Source organism: Microbacterium sp. (genome assembly GCF_049650565.1).
GTDB lineage: Bacteria > Actinomycetota > Actinomycetes > Actinomycetales > Microbacteriaceae > Microbacterium.
Genome location: NZ_JBASAK010000051.1, coordinates 1 through 20,969 on the forward strand (window position 1 = coordinate 1; position 20,969 = coordinate 20,969).

A 20,969-nucleotide genomic window follows, 5' to 3' on the forward strand; every position below is an offset into this window, starting at 1 on the left:
CATGCGCGCCGACTTCTGGGACGCCTACTGCGGCACGGCGAACGCCGAGCTCATCGAATACGCGCGCTCACTGAAGGGCCGCGCGGGGCTGGCCATCCTGTCGAACTCCGCCGACGGCGCCCGCGAGGAGGAGGAGCGGCGATTCGGCTTCTCGGAGATCTTCGACCCGATCTGCTACAGCCACGAGCAGGGCGTGAACAAGCCCGACCCGCAGGCGTACCTGCTGGCGCTGCGCCGGCTGGATGCCGACCCCGCCGAGGTGCTGTTCATCGACGACCACCAGGAGCAGATCGACGGCGCCGCGGCTGTCGGCATCCGCGGCATCCTGCACTGCGACAACGCGACGACGATCGCCGCGATCGAGGAGTTCCTCGTCGGCATCTGAGTCAACCCGTCGCATAGCGTCGGAGATCTGCACGTCTGCGGAGCTCACGGCGCAGCATGCTCCGTGAGACTGCACATCTCCGCCGGAATGCCGCGCCGCTCAGCCCAGCCGCACCCGCCCGCGCAGCTCGCCGATCGTCGACGTGCCGGTCAACTGCATGGTGCGCACGGCCTCGGCGCGCATCAGCTGCAGCATCCGGTCCACGCCGCGCTCGCCGCCGGCCATCAGGCCGTACAGGTACGCGCGCCCCACCATGCAGGCATCCGCGCCCAGCCCGACGGCGGCGAGGACGTCGGCGCCGGAGAGGATGCCGGTGTCCAGGAAGATCTCCGCGCGGTCGCCGACAGCCGCTGCTACGTCGGGCAGCAGCCGCAGGGGAGTGGGTGCGCGGTCCAGCTGGCGTCCGCCGTGGTTGGAGACCACGAGCGCGTCGGCACCGGCATCCACCACCCGCTGCGCGTCGGCGACGGACTGGATGCCCTTGACCACGAGCTTGCCGGACCACTCCTCACGCAGCCAGGCGAGATCCTCGATCTTCAGCGACGGGTCGAACATCTTCGCCACCAGCTCGGCGACGGTGCCGTCGAACGAGCGCAGGCTGGCGAACTCGATGGGGTCGGTGGTGAGCACGTTGAACCACCATGCCGGGTGCCAGGCCATGTCCCACATGGTCTTCAGGTTCAGCGTGGGCGGGATCGTCAGCCCGTTGCGGGCGTCGCGCAGGCGGTTGCCGGCCACGGGGGTGTCGACCGTGAGCACGAGCGTGTCGTAGCCGGTGCGGCGGGCCTCCTCGACCAGTCTGCGAGTGCCGTCGCGGTCCTTCCACAGATACAGCTGGAACCAGTTCTCGCCGCCCGGCACGGCCCCTGCGAGCTCCGCCGGCGAGGTGGTGCCCATGGTCGAGAGCGTGTACGGCACACCGGCACGGGCGGCGGCCCGCGCGACCGCGATCTCGCCCTCGTGCTGCATCATCCGGGTGAACCCGGTGGGCGCCATGATCAGCGGGAAGGATGCCGGCTGCCCGAGGATCGTCGTCGACGTGTCGACGGATGCCACATCGTGCAGCACCCGCGGTTCGAACTCCACGCTCGCGAACGCGCGCCGCGCGCGGGCGATGCTCAGCTCGTCCTCGGCGGCGCCGTGCACGTAGTCGAACACCGATCGCGGGGTGGTGCGCCGGGCGATGCGGGCCAGATCCTTCACGGTCATGGCCTGCGCGAGCCGCCGGTCCACGCGGTCCCATACCGGCTTGCGGAAACCCAGCAGCGGTGCCACGGCGCCCCAGGTGGGGACGCGACGCGCGATCCGCCGTGGGGGAAGGGTCATTCCCTCGCCCGTCCCGTGCCCAGGTAGGCCTGGATGATGTCGTCGTCGGCCAGCAGATCCTCGGATGCGCCCGAGCGCACGATCTCGCCGTTCTGCAGGATGTGCCCCTCGTGGGCCGCCTGCAGCGCGCGACGGGCGTTCTGCTCCACCAGCAGCACCGTCGTGCCCCCTGCGAGCACCTCGTCGATCACGCCGAACACCTCGTTGACGATCTTGGGCGCCAGGCCCATCGACGGCTCGTCCATCAGGATGAGCTTGGGCCGCGCCAGCATGGCGCGCGCGATGGCCAGCATCTGCTGCTCGCCGCCGGAGAGCGAGCCCGCCGCCAGCTTGCGTCGCTCGCCCAGCACGGGGAAGCGCTGGTACATCTCGTCGATGCCGGCTGCCGCGCCGGGGCCGTATGAGCGGGCGCCCATCTGCAGGTTCTCGGCGATGGTCATGGTCGCCAGGATCTGGCGGCCCTCGGGCACCTGCACGAGCCCTTGCGGCACCAGCCGGTGCGACTTGGTCTTCGTGATGTCGGCGCCCTCGAACAGGATCCTCCCGCCCGACGGACGCACCAGACCCGAGATGGCGTTGATGATGGACGACTTCCCGGCGCCGTTGGCTCCCACCAGCGTCACCAGCGTGCCCGCAGCGACATCGAACGAGACGCCGCGCACGGCGTGCACCCGCCCGTACGAGACCGACAGGTCCTTCACGCTCAGCAGCGGCTCAGTCATTGCTCTCCTCCGCGGACTGTGCGGTGGCGGATGCCGCGGCAGGCGCGTCCGCATCGGCGTCCGCCTCCTCGGCCGCACCCAGGTATGCCTCGATCACGCGCTCGTCGGCGGCGATCTGCTCCGGCGTGCCGTCGGCCAGCACCTCGCCGAAGTTCAGCACGACGATGTGGTCGCAGGTGTCCAGCACCATGCCCACGTTGTGCTCGATGAAGATGATCGTCAGGCCGTCGGCCGACAGGTCCTTGATCAGGTCGCTCAGACCGTCGGCCTCGACGTGGTTCATGCCGGCGGCCGGCTCGTCGAGGATCAGCAGCGACGGATCGGCGGCCAGGGCGCGGGCGATCTCCAAGCGGCGCTGGTCACCGTAGGAGAGACCCTTCGCGCGGGTGTTGGCCTGATCCAGCAGCCCCACGCGCTCCAGGCAGCGAGCGGCATGCGCCAGCGCGGTGCGCTCGTCGCGGCGTGCCGAGGGCAGCCACAGCAGCCGACGCAGGAACGTCGGCTTCGCCACCACGTGCGCGCCGATCAGCACGTTCTCCAGCGCCGTGAGCTGGTTGAACAGCTTGGAGTGCTGGAAGGTGCGCGTCACGCCGGCGGCGGCGATCCTGTGCACGGGGATCTTCCCGATCGTCATCCCCAGCACGGTGGCCGAGCCGGACGACGGCGGGATGAGCCCGGAGATCATGTTGACCAGCGTGGTCTTGCCGGCGCCGTTGGGGCCGATCAGTCCCACCACCTCGCCGCTGCGCACGGTCAGGTCGACGCCTCGCACGGCGTGCACGCCGCCGTACTCCTTGGCGAGATCCTTCAGCACGACGATCGGCTCACCGGCCGCGGGGTGCGTGCGCAGCGCCAGCTGCGCGGCATCCGCCTGCAGGGCCGCGACGTCAACCTTCTGGCGGCGACGCGGGATGAGGCTGGCGATGCCGCCGGGCAGGAACAGGATCACCAGCAGCAGCGCCAGGCCGGAGATGAACGGGCGGATCCAGCCCGCCGCGACACCGGTCTCGCGCAGCAGCTCGGGGAGCATGGTCTGGAACCCGCTGCCGAGCAGGGGGCCGATGAAGTTGGCCGTGCCACCGACCACCGCGGTGACCAGGCCGTCGATGGCGGTGGAGAAGCCGAAGTCCTCCGGCGCCATCAGGCGCACGTAGTACGCCCACATCACGCCGTACAGGCCCGCCAGCACTCCGGCCGCCACGAAGGCCGAGAGGCGGTGCCCGCCGACGTTGATGCCGATCGAGCGGGCCGCCAGCTCGTCCTCACGGATCGCCTCCAGCGCCCGACCGTACCGGGAGCGGGACTGCCGGGCGAACCAGTACGTGACGACGGCCAGGAGGATCCACGCGAACGCGGGGGTGAGGATCTTGGGCACCGACATGCCCTGCGCCCCGCCGGTCCACTCCGAGTTCAACAGGAAGATGCGGATGGCCTCTGCGAAGCCGAGCGTGGCGATGGCGAGGTACACGCCGCGCAGCTTCATGGTGGGAAGCCCGAGGATGACGGCTGTGATGGCTCCGACCAGCATGCCGATCACCATGGCGAACAGCAGCGTGGGGATGTCGCCCCAGGCCTCGGGCTTCGGGGTGAGGGCCACCGCCGTGAATCCCGCGATGCCGGCGAAGCCTGCCTGCGCGAGCGAGAGCTGCCCGGCGACGAGCACCGCATAGAAGGAGAACGCGAAGACGCCGTTGAGGGCGATGAAGACGAGAGTCGATTCGGTGATCATGGTCAGACCTCACGCACCTTGCGCTTGCCGAACATGCCCTCGGGCCGCACCAGCAGGATGATGAACAGCAGCGCGAACGCGATCAGGTCGCGCCAGCTGGAGCCGATGTACTGGATGGCGAACACCTCGGCGATGCCGAGGATGAGGCCGCCCACCAGCGAACCGGAGAGCGACCCCATCCCGCCGACGATGATGACCGCGAGGCCCTTCAGCTCGATCGCGCTGCCCATGCCCAGCTGCGCGCTGTTCACGTTCAGGGCGAACAGCACGCCGGCCACGGCGCCCAGTGCCGTGGAGATCGCGAACGTCATCGAGGTCACCCCGTCGACGTTCACCCCCAGCACGCGCGCGGCGGTCGGATTCTCGGCCACGGCGCGCATGGAGCGGCCGAGCGAGGATCGCTGCACCAGCAGACTCAGCGCGATCATCAGCCCCAGCGAGATCGCCAGGATGATGATCTGCAGCCAGCTGGCCGTGAGCCCGCCGAGGTTCAGCGCGTCCTCCGGGATCGTGCCCACCGGGAACCGTCGCGTGTTCGGGCCGAAGGCGGCCTGCAGCAGCGCGATGATCATCCCCGCCAGGGCGATCGACGAGATCAGCCCCGCGAAGTGCGCATCCGGCCTGTCCTTGAGGGGACGGAACGCGACGCGCTCGATGATCAGCCCCATGATCACGCCGAATGCGAACACGAGGATCAACACCAGCCACAGCGGCAGATCGAAGGCATCCGTCAACCAGATGCCGACGAACGCCGAAGCGGCGAACACGGACGGATGGGCCAGATTCAGTCGATCCAGGATGCCGAACACCAGCGTGAAGCCGATGGCGAACAGTGCGTAGATCGAACCGAGGAACAGGCCGTTCAGCAGCTGCTGCAGCATGGAGTCTCCCGGCGGGTCGTCGGAGCGGCGATCAGTTCAGAACCGCGAACTTGCCATCCTTGACGATCTGCACGACGGCGTTGTGCTCGGCGTCACGGTCCTTGTTGATGGTCAGCGAGCCCAGCGGGGTCGTCAGGCCCTTCACCTGGGTCAGGCCCTTCTGGATGTCGGCGTGCTCACCGGAGCAGTTGGCGCGCACCGCGTAGTCCACAGCCAGCAGACCCGTGTACGCCTGTGCGGCGAACTGGTCGGGGCCGGAGCCGTACTCGTCCTGGTACTCCTTCATGAACTTCGTGTTCTCGGGGCTGTCGGATGCCGAGTTCCACGCCGCACCCACGATGACGTCCTCGGCTGCGGGCCCGGCGTCCTTCATGAGCTGCGGGTTGTTGAAACCGTTCCCGCCGATGATCGGTGCAGTGATGCCGAGCTCTCGGGCCTGGGTGACCAGTGGGATGGCGGCCTCGATCAGCGCCGAGACGACGATGGCGTCGGGGTTCTTCTCCTTCGCCGCCGTCAGCAGGCTGCGGAAGTCGGTGTCCTTGACGGAGAACTTCAGGGTGTCGAGCACGTCGACGCCCTCCTTCTTCAGCGAGTCGGCCATGACCTTGTAACCGGACTCGGTGAACGCGTCGTCGTTGCTGTACATGACGACGACCTTCTTCAGGTCGTCCTTCTTCACGGCGGCCTTGATGGTCTGCGGGATGACCTGGCCCTCGGTGAGGGAGACGCGGAAGATGTGGTCGCCCTGCGCGGTGATGCCGGCGGCGGTGTTGGAGATGGCCACGACGGGGACGTTGCCGTCCTGTGCGACGGGCTGCGCCTGGAAGGCGGTGTTGGAGAGGGTGGGTCCGATGATGGCGCTGACATTGTCGGAGACGAACTTCTCGAAGACGCCGATGGCCTGCTTCGGGTCGGTGCCGTCGTCCTCGATCTTCAGGTCGTACTTGACGCCCTTCTTGGCGTTGAGGTCCTTCAGAGCGAGCTTCAGGCCGTTCTGCTGCGAGACGCCGTAGCTGGCGGCGGCTCCCGTCAGGCTGAGGGCCGCGCCCACGGGCACGGTGCCGTCGATGGTGCAGGAGTCGCCCGACCCGCTGCCCTTCAGACTGCCGCTGCTCGCGTCGCCGTTTCCGGCGGGCGTGGCGCTGCAGCCGGCGAGCAGGAGCACGGATGCCGAGAGCAGAGCTGCGTTGCGGAACATCTTGCGCATGTGAACCTCCAGGATCGTCGAGGCCACAGTGGGAGCTGCCCCGGTGCAAGGCCGCCCGTGCATGTGCCGGGCGATCCGCGTTCACGCCGCCGTCAGCCTCGACGATGGGCGGCGCAGTGCGCGGATGACACGATCATACGCGTGCGATCGCGCGCTGCCGAACCCGGTGACATGTCACATGTCAGTGCGAGAAGAGCCTGATCCGCGCCCGAGAAGCGGATGCCCGGAATCTGGGGCGCCGGACCCGTAAGCTCTCCCTATGGGTACCGTCATGATCGTCCTGCACGTCATCACCGCCGTCTTCATCGTCGGCCCGATGGCCGTCATCCCGATGACCGGCCTGCGCACACTGCGCTCCGGCAACGCCTCAGCGGTGCGCAGCCTTGCGAAATCGACCGCGCTCTTCTCCTGGCTGTCCCTGCTCACCGTCCTGTTCGGATTCGGCGTCGCCGGCATGTGGAAGATCAGCATGGGCGCCTGGTGGATTCTGGTGTCGACCATCGCCTATGTCATCGCGTTCGTGCTGAGCACCTTCGTCGTGGTGCCGCAGATGCGCAAGGCCGCGGACCAGGTCGAGGGCGCATCCGCCGGCACCAAGCCCGCCGCCTATGGCGCGGTCGCCGCGTTCAGCGGCATCACGAGCCTGCTGCTGCTCCTGGTCGTCGTGCTCATGGTCGTGCACTGACCGGATCAGCGCTACGACGCTTCGACAGGCTCAGCGACCCATCTGTCGCAGCGCTTGGACAGGCGCAGCGACCCATCATCTGGGTCCCTGAGCTTGTCGCTCAGCGGCCCATTGATCTGGGTCCCTGAGCCTGTCGAAGGGTCGAAGCTGATCAGCCCCGCAGCTGGGCGATCACGCGGGCGGTGCGCAACGCGGCCTCGGCGGCCTCGGCGCCCTTGTCCTCCTTCGAGCCCGCGAGGCCCGCACGGTCCAGGCCCTGCTGCTCGTCCTCGAGGGTGAGCACTCCGAAGCCGACCGGGCGGCCGGCGTCCAGCGCCACCCGGGTGAGCCCGTCGGTGGTGGCCGCGGAGATGTACTCGAAATGCGGAGTGCCGCCGCGAATGATCACGCCGAGCGCGACCACGGCATCCGCTCCGCCTGCGAACGCCGCCTGTGCGGCCACCGCCAGCTCGAACGACCCGGGCACGCGCACCAGCGTGTGCTCGGCGCCGGATGCCTCCAGCACGCGCTGCGCGCCGGCGATCAGGCCGTTCGAGATGACCTCGTGCCAGGTGCCGGCGATGACGACGACCCGCAGGCCCGTCCCATCGACCGGGGAGGTGGTGGGGGCTCCGGCGCCGCTCATGCGTCTTCCTTTCCGTGGGCGAGCGCAGCGGCAAGCTCGGCTTCGCCGATGATGTGGCCCATGCGGTCGCGCTTGGTCTCGAGGTACTGGTGGTTGTTCGGGCCGACGCCGACGATCAGGGGCACCTGCTCGACGACATCCAGGCCGAGCTCGCGCAGCTGCGCGACCTTGTCGGTGTTGTTGGTCAGCAGACGCACCTTGGAGATGCCGAGGTCAGCCAGGATGCCGGCTGCGGCCGCGTAGTCGCGGGCGTCGGCCGGGAAACCGAGCGCTAGGTTCGCGTCGACGGTGTCCAGGCCGTTCTCCTGCAGATGGTAGGCGCGCAGCTTGTTCAGCAGGCCGATGCCCCGGCCCTCGTGACCGCGCATGTAGATGACCACGCCGCCCTCCGCATCGATCAGGTCGAGGGCGGCCTGCAGCTGCGGGCCGCATTCGCACTTCTGCGAGCCGAACGCCTCGCCGGTCAGACACTCCGAGTGCACGCGCACCAGCGCCGTCTCACCAGGGGTGCCGGAGACCACGGCGATCTGGTCGGTGCCGGTGACGCGATCCTTGTAGGCCAGGAACCGGAAGGTGCCGTGCACGGTCGGGACCGTGGCGTCGGCGCGCAGGCTCACCCGGCGGCCGGTCTTCGTCGCACGGCAGTCGGCCTCGTCGCGGGGGTCGGTCTCGTTCAGGTGCACGATCAGCTGCGCGATGGTGATCACCGGCATGCCTTCGCGAGCGCCCAGCTCCTGCAGCTCGGGCAGGCGCATCATGCTGCCGTCGTCGGCCACGACCTCGGCGATGGCGCCGACCGGCTGCAGTCCTGCCAGGCGCATCAGCTCGACAGCGGCCTCGGTGTGCCCGCCGCGCTCGCGCACACCGCCGTCGACGGCGCGCAGCGGCAGAATGTGGCCCGGCCGGATGATGCTCTTGGCGGTGGAGTCGGGGTTCGCCAGCGTGTTCAGCGTGAGCGAGCGGTCGTGCGCGCTGATGCCGGTGGTCACTCCCTCGGCGGCGTCGACGCTGACGGTGTAGGCGGTCGAACGGGCGTCCTCGTTGCTGGCGACCATGGGAGGCAGGTTCAGGCGGTCGGCGAGGTCGGCGGGCATCGGCGCGCAGATCAGGCCGGAGGTCCAGCGCACCATGCGCGCCATGACCTCGGGGGTGGCGAGCTCGGCGGAGATGATGATGTCGCCCTCGTTCTCGCGGTTCTCGTCGTCGGCGACGATCACCGGCTTGCCGGCGCGCAGCGCGTCGAGGGCCTCTTCGATGGTGGAAAGGCTCATAGCGAGCCTCCTTCCTGGGCGGTGTCCTGGGCGGTGTCCTGGGCTGTGCGGAATGCCAGCAGGCGCTCCACGTGGCGGGCGAGGATGTCGGTCTCAAGATTCACGACGTCGCCGGGGGTCAGCGCGCCGAGGGTGGTGGCTTCGAGGGTCTCGGGGATCAGGGAGATCTCGAACCAGGCATCCCTCTCCGTGACCGGGCTCACCGCGCTCACCGTGAGCGACGTTCCGGCGACGCTGATCGAGCCCTTGTCGACCACGAGCGGTGCCAGGTCGGCGGGCAGTGAGATGCGCAGCACGCGCCACTGGTCGCCCGGGCGCACCTCGAGCACGCTGCCGGTGCCGTCGACGTGCCCCTGCACGATGTGGCCGCCCAGGCGGGCGCCGACCGGCATGGCCTTCTCGAGGTTCACGCGCGATCCGACGCTCAGCGCACCCAGCGCCGACACGTCGAGGGTCTGCTTCATGACATCCGCGTCGAACGTGTCGGGCGTGGAGTCGACGACGGTCAGGCACACGCCGCTGACGGCGATGGACTCGCCGTGCACGGCATCCGCTGCGGCGCCCGGTGCGCGCACCGTGAGCCGCCAGCCGTCGCCGGACGGCGCGATCTGCGCGATCTCGCCGATCTCCTCGATGATTCCGGTGAACATCAGTCTCCTTCTTCCGAGTTCTCGCCTGCCGCCGGGTGTGCGACGGCCAGCAGGTCATCGCCCAGGGGCAGCCATTCGTCGATGATCAGGCGGCGTGCGGCCGTGATGGTCGGCACGCCGATGTCCGTGAGCGCGAGGTGCTCCCCGCCCAGCAGCACCGGGGCGAGGTATGCCAGCACAGTGTCGGCGAGGCCGGCGGCGAGGAACGCACTGGCCAGCGTCGGCCCGCCCTCCACGAGCACCCGCTGGATGCCGCGGGCGCGCAGGTCCTCGAGCACGGAGGCCAGGTCATGGGTCTCGTAGAACAGTGGCCTGTGCGGATGGCTCCGCACCGCGGCATGCGCCGGGGTCTCGCGCGATCCGATCACGACGGGGATCGGCTGGTGCTCATGCAGGGCATCGCCGTCGCGGGCCGTGAGCGACGGGTCGTCGGCGAGGACGGTTCCGGTGCCGACGACGATGGCGTCGGATGCCGCGCGGCGGCGGTGCACGTCGGCGCGGGCGGCGGGGCCGGTGATCCACTGGCTGGTGCCGTCGGATGCCGCGGCGCGGCCATCCAGGCTCTGCGCCCACTTCACGGTGACGTGCGGGCGGCGCATCCGCTGCACGGTGATCCAATCGTGAATGAGCGCTTCCGCGGCATCCGCCTGCTCTCCGGATTCGACCTCGACGCCGGCGGTGCGCATGCGGTCGGCGCCGCCTGAGGCGCGCGGGTTCGGGTCGTCCAGCGCGTAGACCACGCGGCTGATGCCGGCGTCGATCAGCGCCTGCGAGCACGGACCGGTGCGGCCGGTGTGGTTGCAGGGCTCCAGGGTCACGATGGCCGTGGCACCCGCTGCCGCGCCCGGCGCGAGCTTCGAGAGCGCGTCGACCTCGGCGTGCGGGGTGCCCGAGCCGCGATGCCAGCCCTCGGCGAGGATCTCCCCGGAGGCGGAGAGGATGACGGCGCCGACCTGCGGGTTCGTGCTTCGCGGGCCGTTCGCAGCCAGTGCGAGCGCGCGGGTCATCGCCTCGCGTTCCGCCTGCGTGGATGCCATCCGTCGTCCTCTTCTGGATCTCCGGGGGCAGGCTCCACGCACGTACGTGTCACCCGTGCTGCCTCTCCTCCGGACTAGCGAACCTGGGTTCGCATCACCGTCGGTGCTGGAATTCCACCAGCTCGGCGCCTGTGACCAGGCGTTCGCGGACTGTCACCGCCGGTTCGGATTCTCACCGACCCCGGAGCACGTTGATGCTCTGAGTCTACTCAACACGCCCGCAGATGATTCATTCCCCGTCACATTCACTTCAACAGCCGCGACAGCCGGCGGTCGGCGAGGATCTTCCCGCCCGTCTGGCAGGTGGGACAGTACTCCAGGCTCCTGTCGGCGAAGAACACGCTGCGCACGGTGTCGCCGCACACCGGGCAGGCCTCGCCGCGGCGGGCGTGCACGCGGAAGCCCGCCCGCTTGGCATCCTTCAGCTGCGCGGGCGGCTTGCCCGACGCCACCCTGATCGCCTCGCGCAGGGTGGACTGCATGGCCTCGTACAGCCGGTCGACCCCGGCGTCATCGAGGCTGCCCGCCGGTGCGTAGGGCGACATCTTCGCCACATGCAGGATCTCGTCGCTGTACGCGTTGCCGATGCCGGCGATCAGGCCCTGATCGCGCAGCAGGCCCTTGATCTGCATCCGCCTGCCCGCCAGCAGGGATGCGAACGCGTCGCGCGTGAACGCCGGATCCAGCGGGTCGGGGCCGAGCCGGGCGATGCCGGGCACATCCTGCGGGGTGCGCACGACGTACACGGCGAGGGACTTCTTGGTGCCGGCCTCGGTGAGGTCGAACCCGCTGCCGTCGTCCAGCGCCACCCGAAGTGCGATGGGGCTCCTGCCCGGCTTGATGAGCGTGGTCGGCAGGGCGTCGTACCAGCGCAGCCAGCCGGCCTTGGCCAGGTGGAACACCAGATGCAGATCGTCACCGCAGACCAGGTCGAGGAACTTGCCGTGCCTGGCTGTCGCGGTGATCACCGCACCCGTCAGCGCCGTGTGCGGGGGATCGAAGGTCTTCAGCGCCGCGATCTCGCCCACGCTCGTGCGGGTGATGGCGTGCGCCGCCGCGCGCTCGCCGAGGAAGTCGACGAGCCCCTGCACCTCCGGCATCTCGGGCATGCTGCCATCCTGGCATCCGGCGCCGACATGCGACAGAGTCTCAGAGCACCGGCCACTCCACGGGTGTCCGGTCGTCGCCGGCCAGCAGTCCTGCGATCCAGCCGTCGTCACGGCCGCGCGGGCCGGCGAGGCCCTGGCGCAGCATCCCCTCGTAGCGGAAGCCGAGTCCGCGGGCGGTGCGGGCCGACGGCACGTTGCCGACCACGGCCCGCCAGGTCAGGCGGGCCAGCTTCAGCTCGTCGAAGGCGTAGTCCACCACTGCACGGGAGGCCTCGCCCATCACCCCCTGGCCGCGGTGCGCGGCGGTGGCCCAGTAGCCGATCTCGGCGTCGCCGCCGGACGGATGCCGCGTGATCCGGTGCAGACCGACCATGCCCGCGAGTGCGCCGTCGCGGCGGATGGCCCACACGGTCTCCACGCCATCGGCCCACCACGATTCCACGAGCCCGATGAAGCCCTCGGCATCCGACCGGGAGTACGGGCTCGGCAGGGTCGTCCAGCGTGGCACCTCCGGATCCTGGCAGGCGGCGGTGATCGCATCGACGTCGGCCTCGGTCGGGATCGAGAGGACGAGCCGGTCGGTGCGCAGGATGACAGGTTCCATCCGTCCACGCTAGAGGGTGCGGTGCCGGATCACTGATGCTCCGATGCGTGCACGGCGTGTCTCACGCCTGGCGGGTCTCGACACGCGGCGAGTGCTCGCCGGCTCCCGTGATCCGTCACAGGCCGCACGCCGAGCAGACATGTCGGCCGACCGCGTTGCTCAGTAGAATGTCACACACGGCCGTTCCGCCGCGAGCCCTGGGAGGACGGCCATGACGACGCAGCGCTCATCGCCCCGTGGCGTGGGGGTCTCGCTGCTGGCATCCGCCCTGTTCGCGAGCATCTTCTACCTGACCGCGCAACTGAACTCCTCGGCCGAAGTCGTGTGGGCCTGGCGCGTGTTCGTCACGCTGGGGCTGTATCTGCTGGCGCTGTGGATGCCGGCATCCCGGCGGGAGCTGGGAGTGCTGATGCGCCGGCTGCGCACCCGCTGGTGGATGCCGCTGCTGGCGCTGCTGCTGGCCTCGATCGTGGGTTTCGAGCTGTGGCTGTTCATGTGGGCGCCCATGCACGGGCACGGCCTGGATGCGTCGCTGGGCTATCTGCTGCTGCCCATCACGCTGGTGCTGGGCGGGCGCTTCATCCTGCACGCGCACGTCAGCCGGATGCAATGGGCGGTCGTGGCGCTGGCGGTGGTGGCCGTCGTGGTGAAGATCGCGGCGACCCCGCAGCTGTCGTGGGCGACGATCGCCATCTGCGTCCCGTACGCGGTCTACTTCGTCGTGCGGCAGCGCTTCGGACTGGACGGCCCGCTGGTGTTCGGCATGGAACTGGCGCTCATGTCGCCGCTCGCCGTCATCGCTCTGGTCACCGCGGTTCCCGGCCCGCTGCCGGTGCCGGAGCTCATGGGTCTCGCCGCGGTCGGCCTGCTCGGCGGATTCGGCATGATCCTGTATCTCGCGGCGTCCAGCATGCTCTCGATGCCGGTGTTCGGGCTGCTGAGCTATGTCGAGCCGGTGCTGCTGGTCGGGGTGGCGTTCGTGCTGGGGGAGCGGATGCAGGGAGCGGATGCCGTGGCCTACGGCATCCTCGCCGCAGCCCTCGCGCTGCTGGCGGTCGAGGGATTCCGGGCCGCTCGCCGACGTCCGACAGCGCCGGAGGTCGGCGCGGCCGATTAGACTTCTCCGGTGACTGTTCCAGGGATTCTGCGCGCCTTGGAAGAGGCGAACCTGTACCGCGACGCCCTCACCTGGGCGCAGACCGATGGCGAGATCTCGGTGGTCGACGGGCTCGACGCCCCGGTCATCGCCGGGCTGCTGGCCAAGCGCGCACAGGCGGGACAGCCGGCATCCGCTCTTGTCGTCACGCCGACCGGCCGCCGGGCCGAGTCGGTGGCGGCGGCGCTGGGCACCTACCTGGCGGACGCCGAGATCCTCACCTTCCCGGCCTGGGAGACGCTGCCGCACGAGCGCCTGAGCCCCAGCCCCGACACGGTCGGGCGGCGGCTGGCCACGCTGCGCCGAATCACCACCTGGGACGGCTCCAAGCCGCTGATCGTGGTGGCTTCGGTGCGGGCGGCCCTGCAGCCGGTGGCTGCGAACCTCGGTGATGCCGTCCCTCTCGACCTGCGGCTGGGCGGTCGCGGAATCGAGCTGGAGGATGCCGTGGAGCAGCTCGTCGAGCGGGCGTACTCCCGAGTGGACATGGTTTCTCGTCGCGGAGAGTTCGCCGTGCGCGGCGGCATCCTGGATGTGTTCCCGCCGACGGCCGATCACCCCGCGCGCGTGGAGTTCTTCGGCGACGAGGTCGATCAGATCCGCGCATTCTCGGTCTCCGACCAGCGCTCGCTGCCCGGCGATGTCGCGTCGGTCGAGCTGCCCGCCAGCCGCGAGCTGCTGCTGACCGCCGAGGTGCGCGAGCGCGCCGCTGCGCTCGTGAGCGCGTTCCCCGCCATCTCCGGGATGCTGGAGAAGATGGCCGAGGGCATACCCGTCGAAGGCATGGAATCCTTGCTGCCGGCCGTCGCCGGCCCCCTGGTGACGCTCGCCGAGTACCTGCCGGAGGGGTCGGCCACCGCGGTCGTCGACCCGGAGCGCGCGAGCGCCCGCGCGCAGAACCTCGGCGAGACCAACCGGGAGTTCCTGGAAGCCGCGTGGAGCGCCGCGACCTCGGGCGCCTCCGCGCCCATCGACCTCGACGCAGGCGACTTCATCTCCATCGCCCGGCTGCGTGAGATCGTCCGCGGCCGTGACGGCGTCTGGTGGCGGCTGAGCGCGTTCGCCTCGGACGACACCGACGCCGCGAACCTGGACTCCTCGATCATCCCGTCCTTCCACGGCAACGTCGACGGCGCGATCTCGTTCGTGCAGGCGCGCCTGGGGGAGGGCTGGCGCGTGGTCGTCATCGCCTCCGGGCAGGGCCTGGTCGAGCGTGCCCGTGACGTGCTCAGTGATCGCGGTCTGGCCGCGCGCGCGGTGGAGGGTCTTGTCGATGCTCCGGATGCCGGTGTCGCGACGCTCGTCGTGGGTGCCGTGGAATCCGGCTTCCAGGTACCCGAGGCGAAGCTGGCGGTGCTCACCGACAGCGAGTTCTACGGACGCACCATCGGCGGGGATCAGCGCGTGGTGCGCAAGCTCGCGTCCCGGCGCCGCAACGTGGTCGATCCGCTGCAGCTGAAGCAGGGTGACTACGTCGTGCACACCACGCACGGGATCGGCCGCTTCGTGGAGATGACCAAGCGCGAGGTGTCCTCCGGCGGGCGCCATGCCGTCAAGACCACCCGCGAGTACCTGGTGCTCGAGTACGCGCCGTCCAAGCGCGGATACCCGGGTGACAAGCTCTACGTGCCCACCGACCAGCTGGACCTGCTGTCCAAGTACGTCGGTGGCGAGGCTCCCACGCTGTCGAAGATGGGCGGCAGCGACTGGTCGGCGGCCAAGGGCAGGGCACGCAAGGCCGTGCGCGACATCGCCGTCGAGCTGGTGAAGCTGTACTCCGCGCGGGTGAGCTCCAAGGGGTACGCGTTCGGACCGGACACGCCGTGGCAGCGCGAGCTGGAGGAGGCGTTCCCGTTCGCCGAGACCCCCGACCAGCTGCAGACCATCGACGAGATCAAGGCCGACATGGAGCGGTCCATCCCGATGGACCGGCTGCTGTCCGGCGACGTCGGCTTCGGGAAGACCGAGGTGGCCGTGCGGGCCGCGTTCAAGGCCATCCAGGAGGGCAAGCAGGTCGCCATGCTCGTGCCGACCACTCTCCTGGTCAAGCAGCACATGGAGACCTTCACCGAGCGCTTCGCCGGATTCCCCGTGCAGGTGCGCGCGCTCTCGCGGTTCCAGACAGACAAGGAGGTCCGCCTCACACTGCAGGGCCTGGCGGACGGCTCCGTCGACATGATCATCGGAACGCACCGGGTCCTCACCGAGAAGGTGGTGTTCAAGGACCTCGGGCTCATGATCATCGACGAGGAGCAGCGCTTCGGCGTCGAGCACAAGGACGCGCTGAAGAAGCTGAAGACCAATGTCGACATCCTCGCGATGAGTGCGACCCCGATCCCGCGCACTCTGGAGATGGCCGTCACCGGCATCCGGGAGATGTCCACCCTGCAGACCCCGCCGGAGGACCGGCACCCCATCCTGTCGTTCGTCGGGCCGCGCAGCGACAAGCAGATCGCCGCGGCGATCCGCCGCGAGATCCTGCGCGAGGGACAGGTGTTCTTCGTGCACAACCGCGTGCAGTCCATCCAGCGGGTGGCGTCGGAGCTGGCCGAGCTGGTGCCGGAGGCGCGGATCGCCGTCGCGCACGGCAGGATGGGCGAGCATCAGCTGGAGCAGGTCGTCGACGACTTCTGGGAGCGCAAGTACGACGTGCTCGTCTCGACCACGATCATCGAGACCGGTCTGGACATCTCCAACGCCAACACGATCATCATCGACAGGGCCGACAAGTACGGCCTCTCCCAGCTGCATCAGCTGCGCGGCCGGGTCGGGCGCGGGCGCGAGCGCGCGTACGCGTACTTCCTGTACGACGACTCGAAGCCGCTCAGCGAGACCGCGGCCGACAGACTGCAGACCATCGCCGTGAACAACGAGCTGGGCGCGGGGATGCAGGTCGCGCTGAAGGACCTCGAGCTGCGTGGGGCGGGCAATCTGCTCGGCGCGGAGCAGGCCGGGCACATCGCCGGCGTCGGATTCGACCTGTACCTGCGCATGATCGGCGAGGCCGTCGCCACATTCCGGGGCGAGGACACCACCTCCGACGTCGAGCTGCGGCTGGAGCTGCCGGTGGACGCGCGCATTCCGGAGCACTACATCGACAGCGAGCGGCTGCGGCTGGAGGCGTACCAGAAGCTGTCCTCCGCAGCAGGCGCCGGTGCGGCCGATGACGCGATCGACCTGGTCGCCGAGGAGCTCGTCGACCGCTACGGCGCGCTGCCCGAGGAGGTGCAGACCCTGGTGACCGTCGCGCGGCTGCGCCGCCGTGCCGCGCGTGCGGGTCTGACGGATGTCGTGGCGATGGGCTCGAACCTGCGGGTCGCACCCGCGCGCCTTGCGGATTCCATGAAGGTGCGTCTTCAGCGCCTGTACCCGAAGGCGAAGCTGGTCGGCGGGGGAGAGGCGCTGGTCGTGCCGATGCCCGGTCCCGACGGCCCCGACCTGATCGACTGGGTCGGCAACCTGCTCACCGCCATGTTCCCGGAGCCCGTGAAGACGGAGCCCGTGGTCCTCCAGGGCTGAGAGGCCCGGGTGCGGCACATCCCGAGCGCTACCCGCCTGGGTTCCTGAGCCTGTCGAAGGGTCGCGGCAGTGCTCGCGTCGCGCGGCAGTTCTCGACGCACCAGGCTCTTCCGCGCTGCTGTTCTCGAACAACGCTGCGGATATCTGCGCCGCGCGAGTCGAGAACAGCCGTGCGAAGTCAGTGCTCGGCCGCCCGCCGAGGTGCTGAACTGCTAGTTTCAGAGAATGGTGAAACTGGATCGGGAGCTGGCGCGCCCGGGAGCGCTGATCAGGTTCGCGGATGCCGGCGGCGACGGCATCCCGGTCATCTTCACGCATGGGGCGGGGATGGACCACACGATGTTCGCCGCACAGGCGTCCGCGGCCGGACGGGAAGGATACCGGCCGGTCCTCTGGGATCTGCGTGGGCACGGGCTGTCCGCGCTCCACGAGGATGCGCGGTTCACGGCATCCGACGCTCTCGCCGATCTCGGTGCGCTGGTCGATGCCTGCGGCGCGGTGAGGCCGATCCTGGTCGGTCATTCCCTGGGCGGCAACCTCTCCCAGGCGCACGTGCGGCGGCATCCGGATACCGCGGCTGGGCTGATTGTCGTCGATGCGACGTGGAACGCCGGCCCGCTGACGCGGATGGAGCGGCTCGCGCTGCGGCTTGCGGCGCCGATGCTGGCACTCGTGCCCGGCGGGAGCCTGCCGCGGCTGATGGCGAGAGCTTCCGCCGTGAGCCCCGGTGCGATCGCAGAGATCCAGGCAGTCTTCGAACGGATGCCGAAGCGCACCTTTCTCGACGTGTGGCGGGCCACCGTATCGCTCGTCGAACCCGACCCTGGCTACCGCTCGCCGGTGCCGCTCGCGCTCATCCGTGGCGCGGCGGACCGCACCGGCAACATCGCCGCCGCGATGGCGGCCTGGGCGACCGAGGAGGGGATCAGCGAGCGTGTGATCGCGGGAGCCGGACACGTCGTCACCCTCGATGAACCGGAACCCGCCACGGCGGCCGTGCTCTCCGCGCTGCGGGAGGTTACCGCATGACGGACGCTGAGCGCTTCGCCGACGCCATGGGCGACATGCTCGCGCAATGGCGCCTGCCACGCGCCACCGGTCGGGTGTACGGGCACCTGCTGCTGCGCGGTGAGCCGTCGACGGCCGAGGAGCTTCAGCAGTCCCTGCGTCTGAGCAGCGGTGCCGTGAGCACGGCGGTCCGCTCACTTGCGGCGTGGGGGCTGGCCCGCACGATTCCGCAGCCCGGCAGTCGTCGCCTGCTCGTCGAAGCCGCCGGCGGGTTCGAGCAGCTCCTGGCCGCAAGTCACGAGCGCGCGCATGCCTTCATCTGCACGCTGCGGGACGCCGAGGGCCTGGCCGACGGAGATGTCGCAGCGCGACGTCTCGTCGATGTCACGGACCTGTTCGAGTCGTACGTGACCGCCGGTGAAGAGATGCTGCGGACGCGTCACGACCGTTGAGACCGCGGTCGTGAGTGCCGCTCAGACCGGTCGCCGTCGCGGACAACCGCGGTCACAGCAGGCAGCATCAGCAGGTCCTGGCCGATCCGGGCGCGGATCGAGGCGACGTACTCGGAGATCGGCATGCGCTCAGACCAGCCGTGCGTCAGTCTCGGAGATGTGCGCTTCGCGCGGATCGGATGCCGGAGTTCATCCGCGGCAAGCGCACTTCCCCGCGCGACGTGCCCGGGGCCCGACAGAATTTCTACGCGGCGTAGAATTAGCGGGTGAGCACGATCAAGAACGACCCCTGGGCGATCGAAGCCGCGCGATCCGAGAACGCGCCGGGATTCCGCCGGCCCGAGCTCGGACCGGTTCCGCGACGGTCGATCTACCTACTGGGCCTGCTGGCGGCATCCCGCGCCCTCGGACTCGTGCTCATCGCCGAGGCCGTCGCCCGCGGCATCGTCGCGCTCACCGGGCACGACACGACCAGCACGGCGGTGATCCTGCTCTGCGGCATCCTCGGCATGCTGCTGCGCGTGGGCGGCGAATGGGCGACGTCCGTCGTCGCGCGGCGGGTCGCCACGACCGTCAAGCTCGACCTGCGCAGACGCATCTGGCGACGCATCGCACTGGGCGGCGAACCCAGCGGCGGCACCGCGGTGCTGGCGGCCGACGGGCTCGACGACCTCGACGACTACTACGTGCAGACGCTGCCCGCCCTGGTGGGCGCGGCCGTCGTGCCGCTGATCGTCGGCATCCGGATCCTGGGCGCCGACTGGCTGAGCGCCCTGATCATCGTGCTGACCGTGCCGCTGGTGCCGCTGTTCATGATCCTCATCGGCAAGCACACCCAGCAGCGCACGGATGCCGCCCTCACCGCCCTCACCCGACTCGCCGATCACCTCACGGAACTCGCCCGCGGACTTCCCGTGCTGGTCGGACTCGGCCGCGTCGAGGAGCAGACCCGGGCGCTGGACGGCATCCAGACCCGCTACCGGCAGCGCACCCAGGAGACCCTGCGCTGGGCGTTCCTCTCCTCACTGGCGCTGGAGCTCATCGCCACGCTCTCCGTCGCCGTGGTCGCGGTCGTGCTCGGCATCCGCCTGCTGGACCGCTCCATGACGCTGGAACCGGCATTGATCGCGCTGATCCTCGCGCCGGAGTGCTTCCAGGCGCTGCGCGATGTGGGCACTGCGTTCCACGCCTCGCAGGACGGGCTCTCGGCCCTCGACCGCACGAATGCGCTGCTGGCGCAGCCGAGTGCACGTGACGTCCGCCGTGGCGGAGGGGCTGTCCGCATCCGGCGGCTCTCGGTCCGCTATGCCGGGAGGGATGCCGCGACGCTGACCGGTCTGGACGCGGACGTGCAGGGAATCACGGCCGTCACCGGGCCCAGCGGCGCCGGCAAGTCGACTCTGCTGGCGGCACTCGCCGGCGTGCTTCCGCAGGATGCAGAGACCACCGGCGCGATCCACGGCGTGGATCCGGATGCCGTGGCATGGGCGCCGCAGGCGCCGCGCGCGTTCGCCGCCACGCCCCGGGAGGAGCTCGCGCTGTACGGTGCGGGACCTGCGGCGCTCGATGAGCTCGGCCTCGGCGCGCTGGCGGATGCCGCCGTCGCCGAGCTGAGTCCCGGCGAACTGCGTCGGCTGGCCGTCGCTCGCGCACTGGCGGGTGTGGATGCCGGCGCACGGCTGCTGGTGCTGGACGAGCCCACTGCGCATCTCGACCCGGTTGCGGCAGGCCTGGTGCGGGACGCCGTGCTGCGCCGCAGTCGTTCGTGCATGGTCGTGCTGGCCGCCCATGAGCCGGAGACGCTGGCTCTCGCCGAGTGGCGCATCGTCATCGCACCGGCCGTGCCCGTGGGCGCCGGTCGGCAGGCGGACGTCGATGAGGCCAGTGGCGCGCCGACGGCAGCGGGGATCGAGCCGCTGCGGCAGGCGGGGGAGAACCCGGCATCCGCGGCACCGCAATCCGCGTTGCGGCCCGGGCATCTCACTCTGTCCGCGCTGCTGCGCCCGCACGCCCGGCTGTGGGCGGCATCCGTCCTCCTCGGCGCGCTCGCCGCGGGGCTCGCGGCGGGACTGACTGCGGTCTCGGGCTGGCTGATCGTGCGCGCCAGCGTGGAGCAGCACATCATGTACCTGCTGGTCGCCATCGTGGGCGTGCGCGCGTTCGGGATCGGACGCGCGGTGGCGCGCTACGCCGAGCGCCTCGTCACGCACCGCGCGGCGTTCCAGGTCACCGACGCGCTGCGCCTGCGGCTGTGGCGTGCCATCGCAGCCCGGGGTGCGGGATCGCGGCGGCTGCTCGAGGGCGGAGCTCCGCTGGACTACCTGGTCACGCTCGCAGACGACCTGCGGGATCAGCTGCCGCGCATCGTGCCGCCGATCGGTGCGGGCATCCTGGTGATCGCGGGCGCGATCGCGACCACGGCATCCGTCGCCCCGCATCTCACCGGTCTCGTCGCGGCCACGCTGATCTGCGCGGTCGTCCTGGCTGTCGTGCTCGCCATCCGCGGTGAGCGGGGCGCGGGCGCCGAGCGGATCGCGGCGCGCTCGGCCATCGTCCGCGGCACCTCGGCGCTGGCATCCGCCGCCGACGATCTGCGTGGCAAT

At 70.1% G+C, this 20,969-nt stretch carries 18 protein-coding genes and 1 riboswitch; of the genes, 7 read left to right on the forward strand and 11 right to left on the reverse strand.

Translation table 11 applies throughout. From position 1 onward, the window contains the following. Positions 1-385 (forward strand): HAD family hydrolase (locus tag WA967_RS09370; protein ID WP_424421607.1); only part of this gene is annotated, 385 nt, incomplete at its 5' end. 99 nt (positions 386-484) lie between these two features. Here the strand turns inward: WA967_RS09370 and WA967_RS09375 are convergent. Genes WA967_RS09375 through WA967_RS09395 form a run of 5 tightly spaced genes read right to left on the reverse strand, consistent with a single transcriptional unit; the run spans position 485 to position 6,250 of the window. Further along, a complete protein-coding gene (locus tag WA967_RS09375) occupies positions 485-1,711 on the reverse strand; it encodes an alpha-hydroxy acid oxidase (protein WP_424421609.1) in 1,227 nt (408 codons plus the stop codon). Beyond that, positions 1,708-2,433, reverse strand: coding sequence for an ABC transporter ATP-binding protein (locus WA967_RS09380; RefSeq protein ID WP_424421612.1), 726 nt, complete (start codon positions 2,431-2,433; stop codon positions 1,708-1,710). Before WA967_RS09380 ends, WA967_RS09375 begins: the two co-directional genes overlap by 4 nt. Beyond that, entirely contained in the window at positions 2,426-4,162 is a 1,737-nt protein-coding gene (locus WA967_RS09385) for an ATP-binding cassette domain-containing protein (RefSeq protein ID WP_424421614.1), read from the reverse strand. The genes WA967_RS09380 and WA967_RS09385 overlap by 8 nt, the downstream gene beginning before the upstream one ends. 2 nt (positions 4,163-4,164) lie before the next feature. Then, positions 4,165-5,043, reverse strand: coding sequence for a branched-chain amino acid ABC transporter permease (locus tag WA967_RS09390; protein WP_417554395.1), 879 nt, complete (start codon positions 5,041-5,043; stop codon positions 4,165-4,167). A 31-nt stretch (positions 5,044-5,074) separates the two neighbouring features. Next, complete coding sequence (locus WA967_RS09395; protein ID WP_424421617.1) at positions 5,075-6,250, reverse strand: ABC transporter substrate-binding protein; 1,176 nt, start codon at positions 6,248-6,250, stop codon at positions 5,075-5,077. A gap of 259 nt (positions 6,251-6,509) precedes the next feature. Between WA967_RS09395 and WA967_RS09400 the strand changes: the two genes are divergently transcribed. Next, positions 6,510-6,935, forward strand: a complete 426-nt coding sequence (locus WA967_RS09400) for a DUF2269 family protein (protein WP_424421620.1) — start codon at positions 6,510-6,512, stop codon at positions 6,933-6,935. 151 nt (positions 6,936-7,086) lie between these two features. Here WA967_RS09400 and ribH read toward each other — a convergent pair whose 3' ends face one another. The 6 genes from ribH to WA967_RS09430 all read right to left on the reverse strand — a co-directional run bounded on the left by ribH (position 7,087) and on the right by WA967_RS09430 (position 12,231). After that, positions 7,087-7,560, reverse strand: a complete 474-nt coding sequence (gene ribH, locus WA967_RS09405) for a 6,7-dimethyl-8-ribityllumazine synthase (protein WP_424421622.1) — start codon at positions 7,558-7,560, stop codon at positions 7,087-7,089. After that, positions 7,557-8,831 (reverse strand): GTP cyclohydrolase II, encoded by a 1,275-nt coding sequence (gene ribA / locus WA967_RS09410; RefSeq protein WP_424421624.1) that lies wholly within the window; start codon positions 8,829-8,831, stop codon positions 7,557-7,559. The genes ribH and ribA overlap by 4 nt, the downstream gene beginning before the upstream one ends. Further along, positions 8,828-9,481 carry a riboflavin synthase gene (locus WA967_RS09415; RefSeq protein WP_424421627.1) on the reverse strand — a complete coding sequence of 218 codons (654 nt, stop codon included), beginning with the start codon at positions 9,479-9,481 and terminating at the stop codon, positions 8,828-8,830. The genes ribA and WA967_RS09415 overlap by 4 nt, the downstream gene beginning before the upstream one ends. Then, on the reverse strand, positions 9,481-10,518 hold the full coding sequence (gene ribD / locus WA967_RS09420; RefSeq protein WP_424421630.1) for a bifunctional diaminohydroxyphosphoribosylaminopyrimidine deaminase/5-amino-6-(5-phosphoribosylamino)uracil reductase RibD: 1,038 nt from the start codon (positions 10,516-10,518) through the stop codon (positions 9,481-9,483). The genes WA967_RS09415 and ribD overlap by 1 nt, the downstream gene beginning before the upstream one ends. A 52-nt stretch (positions 10,519-10,570) precedes the next feature. Continuing rightward, positions 10,571-10,711: riboswitch (FMN riboswitch) on the reverse strand. Positions 10,712-10,763: 52 nt separating this feature from the next. Continuing rightward, positions 10,764-11,627, reverse strand: coding sequence for an Fpg/Nei family DNA glycosylase (locus WA967_RS09425; RefSeq protein ID WP_424421632.1), 864 nt, complete (start codon positions 11,625-11,627; stop codon positions 10,764-10,766). 40 nt (positions 11,628-11,667) lie between these two features. Beyond that, a complete protein-coding gene (locus WA967_RS09430) occupies positions 11,668-12,231 on the reverse strand; it encodes a GNAT family N-acetyltransferase (RefSeq protein ID WP_424421635.1) in 564 nt (187 codons plus the stop codon). Positions 12,232-12,442: 211 nt separating this feature from the next. On the opposite strand from WA967_RS09430, the gene WA967_RS09435 reads away from it, so the two are divergent. The 5 genes from WA967_RS09435 to WA967_RS09455 all read left to right on the forward strand — a co-directional run. Beyond that, positions 12,443-13,348: an EamA family transporter gene (locus WA967_RS09435; RefSeq protein WP_424421637.1), complete on the forward strand. Its 906-nt coding sequence runs from the start codon at positions 12,443-12,445 to the stop codon at positions 13,346-13,348. A gap of 9 nt (positions 13,349-13,357) precedes the next feature. Beyond that, the gene (gene mfd, locus WA967_RS09440) at positions 13,358-16,906 is read left to right on the forward strand and encodes a transcription-repair coupling factor (protein ID WP_424421639.1); all 3,549 of its coding nucleotides are present in this window, start codon (positions 13,358-13,360) and stop codon (positions 16,904-16,906) included. Positions 16,907-17,131: 225 nt separating this feature from the next. Then, entirely contained in the window at positions 17,132-17,935 is an 804-nt protein-coding gene (locus WA967_RS09445) for an alpha/beta fold hydrolase (RefSeq protein ID WP_424421641.1), read from the forward strand. Continuing rightward, entirely contained in the window at positions 17,932-18,366 is a 435-nt protein-coding gene (locus WA967_RS09450) for a GbsR/MarR family transcriptional regulator (protein ID WP_424421643.1), read from the forward strand. The genes WA967_RS09445 and WA967_RS09450 overlap by 4 nt, the downstream gene beginning before the upstream one ends. Before the next feature lie 266 nt (positions 18,367-18,632). Beyond that, the coding region (locus WA967_RS09455) for an ABC transporter transmembrane domain-containing protein (protein WP_424421646.1) at positions 18,633-20,969 on the forward strand (2,337 nt) is incomplete at its 3' end.